This window comes from Rhodohalobacter sp. 8-1 (genome assembly GCF_038150125.1).
GTDB lineage: Bacteria > Bacteroidota > Rhodothermia > Balneolales > Balneolaceae > SW132.
Genome location: NZ_JBBVMF010000009.1, coordinates 50,246 through 61,646 on the forward strand (window position 1 = coordinate 50,246; position 11,401 = coordinate 61,646).

An 11,401-nucleotide genomic window follows, 5' to 3' on the forward strand; every position below is an offset into this window, starting at 1 on the left:
ATGAACTATGGAGAACTGGTTCGGGATCAGCGGAAATTTTTTGAAGAAGGCTCCACAAGGAGCATTTCTTTCAGGAAAAAGAATCTTGAGAAGCTGAGAGCAATGCTTGTAATCCATGAGCAGGAGCTCAGTGAAGCGGTGCAGCGCGATCTGCATAAGCCGGAAATGGAAGTTGTAAGCGCTGAAATCATCACTATTCTTGAAGAGATAGATCTGCACCTGAAGAAACTGGATTCATGGGCGAAGCCAAAAAAGGCATGGGCAAACCTGATATCACTGCCATCGAAAAATGAGGTCAGGCGAATGCCATACGGAACATCACTTATAATCGGGGCGTGGAACTACCCGGTTAACTTGTTGCTGCTTCCGCTAGTTGGAGCAATTTCAGGTGGAAATACTTCCATTCTTAAACCGTCGGAACTCGCGCCTGCCACATCATCACTTATCAGGCGAATGATCAGCGGTACGTTCAATCGATCATATATTCATGTTGTAGAGGGGGGAGTAGACGTAAACCAGGAGCTGCTGGACCAGTCGTTCGATAAAATCTTTTTTACAGGCAGTTCACGAGTGGGCAAAATTGTGATGGAAAAAGCTGCTCAGCATCTTACCCCGGTCACACTCGAGCTGGGTGGTAAAAGCCCGGCCGTAGTTCATAAAGGTGCCGACATCAAAACTGCAGCACGCCGCATTGCCTGGGGTAAATTTATGAATGCCGGGCAAACCTGTATCGCCCCGGATTTTGTACTGGTTCACCGGCAGGAGAAAGATGAACTGATGAAACATCTCAAAAAAGCGATCAGGAAATATTACGGCAGAAAGCCTGAAGAGTCGAAAGACTACGGGCGAATCATTAATAACAGCCATTTTGAACGGCTCACCAACCTGATGACAGACACCAACGTCATTCAGGGAGGAGAATGTGATGCAGAGCAGAGATACATCGAGCCGACAATTGTGGATGGTGTGGATTGGGAGCACCCGATCATGAAGGAAGAGATCTTCGGGCCGATCCTGCCGATTATGACGTATGGCGATCAAAAGTCTCCGCTTGAACTTCTGCGCCCTATGCCATCTCCTTTGGCTCTTTACATCTTTTCGGAAGATGAAGTATTTGCAGATCACTTAATCACAAACCTGCCTCACGGCGGGACCTGTGTGAACGATGTGATTATGCAAATTGCAAATCCGCATCTGCCGTTCGGTGGATCTGGCGCTAGCGGCATGGGTCAGTATCATGGGAAATACAGTTTTGAATGCTTTACCCGTCCGCACGCGGTGATGCGCAGGTCAACCTGGCCGGATCCGTCGTTTCGATATCCGCCGTTTGGAAAAAAATTGTTCTTGTTGAAAAAACTGTTTTTGCGGTGAGCTGAGAACGTAAGTTGTTTAAAAGGCAATGTGTGCTGTTCAATAGATGTCATCCGGCGTTCCGATGCGGATTCTTCTATTTCTGGTTCGATGTGAAAATTCTGCCGCAGGCAAACATTTTCTCATAACCTGAGTTCGATTCATAATTAATGAACTCAAAAGGTCCCCTTAAAAAGGGGGTTAAGGGAATGTTCATCAGATCTATAAAAAACCGATGGACACCCCTCTAAATCTCCCCTTATTAGGGGAGACTTTATACTGTTTAATAAGATAGATTATAAATCGAACTGTTGTTCATAACACAAATGGGAGATCGCGGATCGCAGTCCGCGATGACAGTCGTAAGATTCATCAGCATTAATCAAAACTGGTCAACGATTTTATGAAACCCGACATCACATACAAAGCACTCGTTGCCGGAAAGAGAGAAAATGGTGAGAAGGATTTGAGTATTCAATCGCTGAAGACATCAAACCTTCCCGGCCACGATGTCTTGATACGGGTTCATTATTCATCGCTTAATTATAAAGATGCTCTGTCTGCAAGCGGAGATCCCGGTGTTACAAAATCCTACCCCCATACGCCAGGAATTGATGCAGCTGGTGTGGTTGAGTGGAGTGATGACGATCGGTTTAATATAGGCGATAAAGTTGTTGTGACTGGTTATGATCTTGGCCAGAATACGGCGGGCGGGTTTGGTGAATACATTTGTGTGCCGGGTGACTGGGTCGTACCGCTGCCCGAATCGTTATCGCTCAAGGAAAGCATGATTTTAGGAACCGCCGGCTTTACGGCCGCCTATGGCGTTAAAAAAATTGTGGATCAGGGAATAGAACCCGATGAGGATTATGTGTTGGTCACCGGCGCTACGGGTGGTGTGGGGTCTCTGACTGTTTCAATTTTATCGCGCGTAGGATATCGAGTGATGGCGGTAACGGGAAAAAAGGAGGAGAAATCATTTTTAAAATCAATAGGGGCGTCGGAGATCATCAGCCGCGAATCGGTGACAGAGATATCCGGGGCGCCACTGCAATCTAGTCGCTGGGCTGCAGCAATTGATACAGTGGGTGGTGAGATGCTGGATGCTGTTTTGCGTCAGGCGGGGCATAACGGCGTGGTGGCGTGTTGCGGAAATATTTTGGGCGGCAGGCTGGAAACAAGCATCTACCCATTTATCCTTCGCGGTATTTCGCTGATGGGGATTGATTCCGGAAATTGCCTGATGAGCGCCAGGCTTGAGATTTGGGACTACCTGGCAGGAGACTGGAAGCCATCAAACCTTGAGAAACTTAGCCATACATGTATAATCAGCGATCTTCCCCAAGAAATTGAGAAAATCCTTGACGGACGTCAGGCCGGGCGTATAGTTGTTAGCCTACGTGATTGATGGATCGGTTGGAAATTCTGCCTGTATATCCCGCTTTCATTGCCTTTTTGAGAGGATCAACGAGGTCGTGCTCTGTAATTGGCTTAACGAGATAATCAATATACCGTGTTTTCTTTGCGCGCTCGAGATTAAGCTGATCCGAATTGCCTGATAAATAGATAACGGGCACGGATGAAAAATTCCGGATTTCTGTCATCGTGTCAATGCCATCCATCTCACCGCTAAGCGAAATATCCATGAGGATTGCATCCGGCTTTGCAGATTTAATTTTTGGAACGGCATCTTCTCCCGATACGGCTTTTCCAATCACGCTATATCCAAGTTTCATGAGTAGACGTTCCTCTACGAGTGAGAGTAACATGTCGTCCTCTACGATGAATATATTCCCTTTGCTGTTCTTATTTTTTTCCATAGGTCTGTTCTTGAACGCCTAAATTATTAAAATATATTAATATTAAAAAATATTTATTTTGGCTTTGCCTGTTTTTGTGAAGATGGATTCTTTCGTGAATTTTTTATGACGCAATAAAATGATTAATAATGCTATTATTAAGGCGCTAAACCATTGTTAATAATTATCATATATTTCTTTATAAATTCTTACTGACAGACATCCGGCGATACCTGCCGGCGGATCAGTTTGAAAAGGCTGGCACAACAGGCCACCGTTAAATCATCGCTAAGTATAAGTTTCCTTTAATCTTTTCGAGTTATTGTTAAAAAAAGACCGTACGCAACAATATCGAAATAGATACGGTGTATCTATTGTTATCAGCAAAAATGGGTATGCGCTTAAATTTATTAAAATCATTCATATGACTATTATTACGAAGGAAGATCCCTACAAGATTGTTTTTGTCTGTCTTGGTAACATTTGCAGAAGTCCCACGGCGGAAGGTGTGTTTCAGCATCTTGTAAATGAGCGGGGGCTTCAATCGTATTTTTATGTCGATTCAGCTGGCACATCAGCCTATCATATCGGAGAGCTGGCAAATAGTAAGAGCCGGGAAACGGCACGCGAGTACGGCATTGAATTGCGGTCACGGGCTCGACGGTTTGAGGACGAGGACCTTCAGGAGTTTGATCTTATTGTTGTTATGGACAAAGAAAATCTGGAAAATATCAAAGCACTGGATCCTGAAAGTAATTTCAAGGATAAAATAGTTCTGTTGCGGGAGTATGATCCGGCACCGGGTGACGGAGAGGTTCCTGATCCATATTATGGCGGATTAGACGGGTTTCAGAATGTGTTTAATATCGTAAAACGAAGCTGCAAAGCACTGCTGGATGAACTTGAAGAGCATGTGAAAAGCTAAATAATCTTGTCTTCAGATTGATGAAATGTTAGATCTCAAATCTATGTAACTATGCCGCTGCCAGACAATTTGAAAGAACATCTCGAAAAGTCGTACAACATTGACGTGCAGAGCGAATCTTCTGTTTCAGGCGGAAGTATCAATAGTGCGTATTGTATTAGTACCAGCCTCGGGGATTTATTTCTTAAATATAATTCAAATGTGCCGCAGAATTTTTTTGAAAGAGAATCCGATGGTTTGAAAATGCTCAGGTCAGCCAATACAAATCTTCGAATTCCTGAAGTCATCGCGGCGGATGGTCCGGACAATAACAGGCCTGGTTTTCTGGTGATGGAATATATTGAGTCGGGCAGATCTGGAGATTCCGAACAATTTGGGGCGGAGCTTGCAAAGCTGCATCAAACAGAAGAGTCCGAGTTTGGGCTTGAAGACGACAACTACATCGGCAGCCTGCCACAGAGTAACCGTAAACACTCTGCATGGGAATCGTTCTTCAGCGAGGAACGCATCAAGCCACAGCTAAAGATGGCAATTGATTCATGTAAAATGGACCATTCAGCACAAAAGGCGTGGGGCCGGTTATCATCAAAACTCGACCGACTATTGCCAAAAGTTGAACCATCGCTCATCCATGGAGATTTATGGAGCGGTAACTATTTGTTTGATACAAATGGCCGGGCTGTATTAATAGATCCGGCTGTTTATTACGGCCACCCGGAAATGGATCTTGCGTTTAGCAAGATGTTCGGCGGATTTTCGAGTGAGTTTTACCGGGGATATGAGTCGGTGAGTTCGCTGGAGAACGGGTTTGAAGAACGCGTGCCGATTTACAACCTTTACCCGCTGCTTGTGCATGTTAATCTTTTTGGCGGGCATTATGTCTCCCAGGCTAAACGTGTGCTGGATCGGTTTTCTTGATAGTATTACTAACCCGAGCATCTCGGCTTTATTTCGGTTTCTGACATTGTCGGCGCATAGCTTGGCTCGTCGAACTGGGAAATTGTTGAATCGGGGCAACACAAAGAATCTGCAAGACCGCGAACGAAGAGAGCTGCTGGCATCGTCCGCCCTCGATTGTCAGGCCTGAGCTGTCAGAAACCGTGTACTGAAAAAACACCCAGAACTATAATTATAATAATGATTTCTGAGTGCAAAGTAGCGGCATAGCAATGTATTTTTAAACGAGAGCAGAGTCCGTTACTTTATAAATATCAATGAAAGAATTATTGCAGATCCTTCTCTGACCGGTCAGCTGCTACCGTTTTCGAGTCTAAAATCTTATGAACTATCCCAAATCCATTGTTTGTCTTGTCCCGTCTTTAACAGAACTTCTGTTTGATCTTGGCCTGGGTGACCGACTGGCAGGACGAACCCGTTTCTGTATCCATCCGGAAGGAAAAGTTGAGAATGTGCCAATTGTAGGAGGAACAAAAAATCCGCGTCTTGATAAAATATTCGAGATCAAGCCCGAACTGGTTATCGCCAATCATGAGGAGAACCAAAAGGAAGATATTGAAGAATTGGCCGGTTCACTGGATGTGATGGTAACCGACATCAAAACAATTGAAGATGCCCTGCTGACGATCTATGATATTGGCAAGCGGTGTGGCGTGGCGGCAGAAGCAGATGCGTTGATTAAAAAAATAAGAACGGAAATGAATAATGTGCCGGCTGAGCCTCAGCAATCAGCCGCTTATTTTATCTGGCGTGAACCGTGGATGACCATCGGCCATGACACTTATATTCATTCAGTTTTAACGCATTGGAATCTTGAGAATGTGTATGGCGAACAAACCCGCTATCCCAAAACGTCGCTGATTGAACTTGCAAAGAAAAACCCCGAGCTGATTTTGCTTAGTAGTGAGCCCTATCCATTCAAGGAAAAACACAGAGATGAGGTAGAAGCAGCATGTCCCGATTCCCGTGTGCTAATGGTAAACGGTGAGTGGTTCAGCTGGTATGGATCGCGAATGCTTATCGCGTTCAGGCGGCTCAATTCATTTCGAAAAGCAATTTCATGAGAATATATATCACGCCGATAAAATGAATCACGACCGGAGTTCGTTCTTTGAGCTGTGTCGAACCCAGGGGTTGAGAATTCAATTCATGATCAACTGCTAAAGATCGTATATTGGTTAAAATTTTATAACAGATGTATCTATGATTCGATCGTTTCTCTTTTTGATGGTGGCCATCACTCTATGTTCTGCCGCAACGGTTACCGCACAGGATTCAACTATGCGGTCTGCTGACGAAGCGGAAGCGGTGCGTGCTTACGTTGACGGCGTCATGCATTTTGAGAATGAAGAGTATGAAGACGCGCTGGATAAACTGACTTTTGCCCACTTGAAGTTATCAAATCATGCGGGCGTTAGTTTTGCCCTTGCTGATGCATATCTGGCAACCGGCGATTTAACAAATGCTTCTTATTACGGAAAGATTGCGGCCGGACAAGATCCTGAAAATAAATGGTATCACCTGAAGCTGGCGCAAATCTATCGCCGGGCAGGACGTAATGATGCAACCATTCAGGCCTATAAAACAGCGCTTGAGTACCACCCCAACGATACAGAGATTCTTTTCCAGCTCGCGGATTCGTATGTCAATTATGGAGAACTGCTTGAGGCAAACGCCATTTACGACAGAATTATGAAGCGGCGCGGTGCCGATTTTGCGATTCACCTGAGGAAATTCAGAAACTTTAATGCGCTTCAGATGCGTGATTCAGCTCTTGTTGAGCTTCAGGAGATGCGTGAAATCGATCCGGGAAACCTTGCTACACTGCGTACAATCAGCCAGTTTTATCTTGAACTAAATGAGCCGGAACTCGCCCTCGAAATCCTGAATGAGGCAAGAGAACGTAATGCAAGAGATCCGCAAACGCTTTTGCTGCTTGCAGAAATTTATGTAAATCAGTCAGAGTGGACTCGCCTGGGCGATGTATTTGTATCCATGCTGGAGGATCCGCTGATCTATCCGTCACAAAAGCTGGAGCTCGTACGTTTTATCTATTCTCAGTATCAAAACAGGCCGTCGGAAGAGGCTCTGGCCCGGCAAACAGGTGAGGTGCTTACCGCCTTTAGCGAAAACGAACCTGACTACGGGCCCGCACAGCTGTTAGCTGCGGAGTATCTACTTCAAAAAGGGGAGATGGAACCGGCACTTGAAAAACTGGAACAGGCCAATAAAGTTATGCCTGAACAGCCTGATGCATGGAGGCAGCGAACTCAAATCCTGTTTCAAATGCAGCGGTATGAGGAAGTGATTTCCATTTCAGATTCAGCGAATACGTACGCCTCAGACGATGCTTTTGTACAATTCTTTACCGGTGCATCATATATGCTTACCGATCGTCCTGAACAGGCTCTGAGCTGGCTTGAGTCGGCGTCATTTGCGCCGGCCAACCGGAACTTCAGGTCGGTGATCCAAAGCACGCTCGCCGATGTTCAGTCAGATCTCGATCGCTGGGATGAGGCAAAGCGGTCGTATGATCGGGCGCTCAGGCTCGATCCCGAAAATCATAACGCGATGAACAACTACGCCTATTATTTGTCGACCCGAGGAGAAGAGCTTGATTATGCGCTTGAGCTTGCGGAGCAGGCAGTATCTTTTCAGCCCGAAAATGCAGCCTACCTCGATACCATCGGCTGGGTTCACTATCAGCTGGGTGACTATTCAGAAGCGAAAACCTACATACAGCGATCTGTAGATACCGGTGATGCCGGCCCTGAGGTATACGAACATCTTGGTGATGTTTTTGAAGCGCTTGGGAATATAGACGAGGCGATCAACTGGTGGAACAAAGCGCTTGAAAACGACTCAAACAGAGAGTACCTCAAAGAACGAATTGAATCCGCACAGTCGTGAACCGTATTCCATTAACCTGCCTGACGTTACTCTTAGTATTTGTTTTTATCGCCTATGGCTGTGCTGGTCCTCGCGCGGCTCTTGAATATGAAAACCTCGACCTGGCCATGATCACTGCGGATTCACTGGTGGCAATGATGCCGGATTACTCTGAAGAACTGCAAACCATGACCGGAACCGGGCGTGCGCTTGTCAGTGAACCGGGCGGTAGCGAGCGTGTGACAGTTGAATTTCAAAGCAACAGGACGCGAAGCCTGCTTACCATTCGGACAGGCATAGGTATTGAAGGCGGGCAAATTCTGATTGAACCTGATTCGGTGCTGATTTACAACAAGGTTGATGGAATCGCGCAAAAAGTATCGCCGGCACAAAGCACACTCAGCAGCGTAGGTTCCATTGCATCACTGAATATGCTAGACCTGTTTAATTTTGTGATTGATGTTGAACAGGTTGAACAAATTTTTGATAATGGCGATACGTATCTTGCACTTTTAAGCGACCGGGCGGCCGTAGAAGTAGGTAAAAGCAGCGGCCGGGTGGTTCGGGTTGATCGATCGCAGTCGCCGCCGCCCATTCCATATCAGCTGATTGAATATGATGGATATGCAAATATTGACCGTTTTCAACTGCCGAGGAAAATCACCATTTTTAGCGCAGATGGTAATTCACGTGCCACATTTCTTGTTCAGCAGCTTAGTGTGAATGGAAAACTGCCGCCGCTGAAGATTGAACTTCCGGATGACGTTCCAATATACAGGCCATGATACTCAGATCACTTTTACTTCTAATAATACTTTGCACCGGTTTGATGCTGCCCGTAATGGGTCAGTCGAACTACGACGAGCTGCGGTCGGAAATTGCGGAGAAACAAGAGACGACGCGAACCCAAATAGAAAACTTGCAGGATCAGATCAGTAATTACCTCGAGAGGCTGGGTTATGCAACCGAGCGGTACGATCAGATGTATCAGCAGTATGAAGAGTTAACACGTGTGGTTGCTCTTCAGCAGGAAAAAATTAACCAAATGAACCAGGAGCGCCAGCAGATTCTTGATGAGATTGAGCTCGTAGAGCAAGAGCAGGAAGCTCTGCAGCAACGCCTGAATGAATTAATTGACCGGTACCAGTCCACGCTCTCCTACATTTATAAATATGGGCGTACTCATGAACTCGCACTTTTATTAACGTCGTCCTCGGTTAATCAGCTTATGATCCGCTCATACTATTTAAGCAAGTTCGATGAGCATCAGCAAGAGCAGATGGAGGTCATTCGTGAAACTCAGGCAGAGTACGAGCAAACCCAGGAGGATCTGGAACAGGCTCGTGAGCGTAACCGTGAGTCATTGGAATCGATACGTGAGGAAACTGAAGAACTTGCAGAGAAAGAGCGTCAGCAAAAACGGAATATTGAATTGCTGCAGCGTGATCGCGAAAACCTTGAAAACCAGGTTCAGATACGTCAGAATCAGCTGAACGAACTTAGCGAGGCCCTTGATAACCTTATTGCTGAAGAGGAGCGGCTTGATGCAGCAGCGAGTTCAAGTGGCGTAACACGTGCAAGTCCAATCAGCGAGGATGATATGGCAGTATTTGAGTCGCGGTTTGAGGCCCTGAGAGGCGGGCAGATGCCGTGGCCTGTAGACAACGGTGTGATCACTGAACGGTTTGGTGACCGCGTTCACCCGGTATTTCGAACCCGAACCAATGTGCCCGGTGTTGATATTGCCACGCAGCCACGGTCAACCGTACGCGCTGTAAGTGATGGTTATGTGTTTGAGGTGGTTACCTTTAATGATTTTGGCGAAGTTGTACTAGTGAAACATGGAACCTATTACACGGCGTACGGAAATTTGAGTAGCATCTACGCCAGAAAAAACCAGGTGGTTCAGCAGGGAGACGTTATCGGACTTTCGGGCGATGAAGACAATCTGCGCGGGGAAGTGCTTTTCTTCCTGGTGCGCGAGGGCAGTGAATTTGTAGATCCCGAGAGATGGCTTCAGGATTCGATTCAATGATTATAATCAGGAATCAACGCTGTCAGATCCGGTGGGCGTACCGCTGTTGCGGCACCTTCGGCTGACAGGTTGATAACCAATACCTGAGAGCTTACGCATTTCACATTAAGTTCAGCCATCTCTTTTCCCCGCCGATACCGTCATTTCATATTTACAAACTGCAGCGGAATCCCAAACTTCTTCCCTTTAAGCACGCGGATAACTTCCTGCAGGTCATCAATCTTTTTGCCGGTCACACGTACCTGGTCGTCTTGAATAGCAGCCTGCACCTTGAGTTTAGTAGCTTTAATTTCTTTCACAATTTTCTTGGCTGTGTCGCGGTCAATTCCTTCTTTGATGTCGGCGCTCATTTTAACTGCCCCTGAGCTGCTTCCCTGTTCCGGCCCAAAATCCAACACTTTTGGCTCAAGCCCACGCTTGATAAAATGTTTGATCAGCATCTCTTTCACTGCCTGCAATTTCATGCTTTCAGCGGCTACAACATCAATCCTATTCTCTTTTTTTGAAAATTCAACCTCAGTATGAAGGCCTCTGAAATCGTAGCGCGTGGCCACTTCTTTCATTGTATTATTAACGGCATTATCGATTTCCTGAGCATTGATTTCGTTTACTATATCAAAAGATGGCATAAAAAAATGGTTTTGAATTTATTGTATAAAATCGGTTCCTTAAAGATGCGGGTATTTTTGCAATAAATAACGCATCCTCAAAACATTAAGCAGAGAGATTTGTAGGGGCTTTCCCTACAAGATGTTCAGGCAACCTTACTACATCATCAAACGGCCCGTTTCTCTATTGTTTTGTGGATGTAAAATTACACAATAACTTAAACTAAAAGGGGATAAAATGGGAACAGATCATAACAAGGAAGAGGAGTTCAAGCCAAGGGGCGCGATGGCGTTTTTTGTAGTTTTACTCGTCTTTTTTATTACTGTTTACTTTTCCATCTACTTTCTAATGCTTTCCTGGGGGTAGGATATGGATAAATCAGAAAAACTGGCATTAACACTTAGCTTTTTATTGCTCAGTCTGTTTTTCGGAGCAATAGTGTACGCGTCAATGGCGAGAAACATCGAAGTTCCCACGTGTATAACAGACGTGGAACCATTCCTGACAGACACTCTTTTCCAAACCGGACCAGACGAATACGAACTGCAAATGGTTGCCCGGATGTGGGCATTTCAGCCCTCTGTTGTTCGTCTGCCCGTAGGATCAACTGTAAACATTTACCTGACCTCTCAGGACATCATCCACGGTTTTAAAGTTGACAGAAAAAATGTAAACCTAATGGCTGCACCAGGCGCAATCAATTATTTGAAGGTGACATTTGATGAAGCCGGTGAGTATAAATTTGCGTGCCATGAATTCTGCGGAGCCGCCCACCATACCATGGCCGGAAGATTTGTTATTGAGGAAGCCATCAATGAACCTGAAACCGCAGATTAG

General features: G+C 45.7%; 11 protein-coding genes. 9 read left to right on the plus strand and 2 right to left on the minus strand.

Annotated features, from left to right (window positions below):
* Positions 1-1,371, plus strand: a complete 1,371-nt coding sequence (locus AABW11_RS10915) for an aldehyde dehydrogenase (protein WP_340105125.1) — start codon at positions 1-3, stop codon at positions 1,369-1,371.
* A gap of 382 nt (positions 1,372-1,753) precedes the next feature.
* Positions 1,754-2,758 (plus strand): YhdH/YhfP family quinone oxidoreductase, encoded by a 1,005-nt coding sequence (locus tag AABW11_RS10920; RefSeq protein WP_340105126.1) that lies wholly within the window; start codon positions 1,754-1,756, stop codon positions 2,756-2,758.
* Here the strand turns inward: AABW11_RS10920 and AABW11_RS10925 are convergent.
* Positions 2,742-3,170 (minus strand): response regulator, encoded by a 429-nt coding sequence (locus tag AABW11_RS10925; RefSeq protein WP_340105127.1) that lies wholly within the window; start codon positions 3,168-3,170, stop codon positions 2,742-2,744. The two genes, AABW11_RS10920 and AABW11_RS10925, sit on opposite strands and share 17 nt — an antisense overlap.
* A gap of 403 nt (positions 3,171-3,573) precedes the next feature.
* Here AABW11_RS10925 and AABW11_RS10930 point away from each other — a divergent pair, with 403 nt between their 5' ends.
* From AABW11_RS10930 to AABW11_RS10955, 6 genes are all read left to right on the plus strand, one after another.
* Positions 3,574-4,074 (plus strand): low molecular weight protein-tyrosine-phosphatase, encoded by a 501-nt coding sequence (locus AABW11_RS10930; protein WP_340105128.1) that lies wholly within the window; start codon positions 3,574-3,576, stop codon positions 4,072-4,074.
* 51 nt (positions 4,075-4,125) lie between these two features.
* Positions 4,126-4,992 (plus strand): fructosamine kinase family protein, encoded by an 867-nt coding sequence (locus tag AABW11_RS10935; protein WP_340105129.1) that lies wholly within the window; start codon positions 4,126-4,128, stop codon positions 4,990-4,992.
* 362 nt (positions 4,993-5,354) lie between these two features.
* Positions 5,355-6,095, plus strand: coding sequence for a helical backbone metal receptor (locus AABW11_RS10940; RefSeq protein WP_340105130.1), 741 nt, complete (start codon positions 5,355-5,357; stop codon positions 6,093-6,095).
* 139 nt (positions 6,096-6,234) lie between these two features.
* The gene (locus tag AABW11_RS10945; protein ID WP_340105131.1) at positions 6,235-7,941 is read left to right on the plus strand and encodes a tetratricopeptide repeat protein; all 1,707 of its coding nucleotides are present in this window, start codon (positions 6,235-6,237) and stop codon (positions 7,939-7,941) included.
* Positions 7,938-8,705: a DUF4292 domain-containing protein gene (locus AABW11_RS10950; RefSeq protein WP_340105132.1), complete on the plus strand. Its 768-nt coding sequence runs from the start codon at positions 7,938-7,940 to the stop codon at positions 8,703-8,705. Before AABW11_RS10945 ends, AABW11_RS10950 begins: the two co-directional genes overlap by 4 nt.
* Complete coding sequence (locus AABW11_RS10955; protein WP_340105133.1) at positions 8,702-9,955, plus strand: murein hydrolase activator EnvC family protein; 1,254 nt, start codon at positions 8,702-8,704, stop codon at positions 9,953-9,955. Before AABW11_RS10950 ends, AABW11_RS10955 begins: the two co-directional genes overlap by 4 nt.
* Positions 9,956-10,095: 140 nt before the next feature.
* On the opposite strand, the gene AABW11_RS10960 is transcribed toward AABW11_RS10955, so the two are convergent.
* The gene (locus tag AABW11_RS10960; protein WP_340105134.1) at positions 10,096-10,584 is read right to left on the minus strand and encodes a YajQ family cyclic di-GMP-binding protein; all 489 of its coding nucleotides are present in this window, start codon (positions 10,582-10,584) and stop codon (positions 10,096-10,098) included.
* Positions 10,585-10,933: 349 nt separating this feature from the next.
* On the opposite strand from AABW11_RS10960, the gene AABW11_RS10965 reads away from it, so the two are divergent.
* A complete protein-coding gene (locus AABW11_RS10965; RefSeq protein ID WP_340105135.1) occupies positions 10,934-11,401 on the plus strand; it encodes a hypothetical protein in 468 nt (155 codons plus the stop codon).

What these genes read in the sequence shown, in the direction of transcription:
- AABW11_RS10915 (WP_340105125.1), top strand. Translation starts at nt 1, where the DNA reads ATGAACTATGGAGAACTGGTTCGGGATCAGCGGAAATTTTTTGAAGAA.
- AABW11_RS10920 (WP_340105126.1), top strand. Translation starts at nt 1,754, where the DNA reads ATGAAACCCGACATCACATACAAAGCACTCGTTGCCGGAAAGAGAGAA.
- AABW11_RS10925 (WP_340105127.1), bottom strand. Translation starts at nt 3,170, where the DNA reads ATGGAAAAAAATAAGAACAGCAAAGGGAATATATTCATCGTAGAGGAC.
- AABW11_RS10930 (WP_340105128.1), top strand. Translation starts at nt 3,574, where the DNA reads ATGACTATTATTACGAAGGAAGATCCCTACAAGATTGTTTTTGTCTGT.
- AABW11_RS10935 (WP_340105129.1), top strand. Translation starts at nt 4,126, where the DNA reads ATGCCGCTGCCAGACAATTTGAAAGAACATCTCGAAAAGTCGTACAAC.
- AABW11_RS10940 (WP_340105130.1), top strand. Translation starts at nt 5,355, where the DNA reads ATGAACTATCCCAAATCCATTGTTTGTCTTGTCCCGTCTTTAACAGAA.
- AABW11_RS10945 (WP_340105131.1), top strand. Translation starts at nt 6,235, where the DNA reads ATGATTCGATCGTTTCTCTTTTTGATGGTGGCCATCACTCTATGTTCT.
- AABW11_RS10955 (WP_340105133.1), top strand. Translation starts at nt 8,702, where the DNA reads ATGATACTCAGATCACTTTTACTTCTAATAATACTTTGCACCGGTTTG.
- AABW11_RS10960 (WP_340105134.1), bottom strand. Translation starts at nt 10,584, where the DNA reads ATGCCATCTTTTGATATAGTAAACGAAATCAATGCTCAGGAAATCGAT.
- AABW11_RS10965 (WP_340105135.1), top strand. Translation starts at nt 10,934, where the DNA reads ATGGATAAATCAGAAAAACTGGCATTAACACTTAGCTTTTTATTGCTC.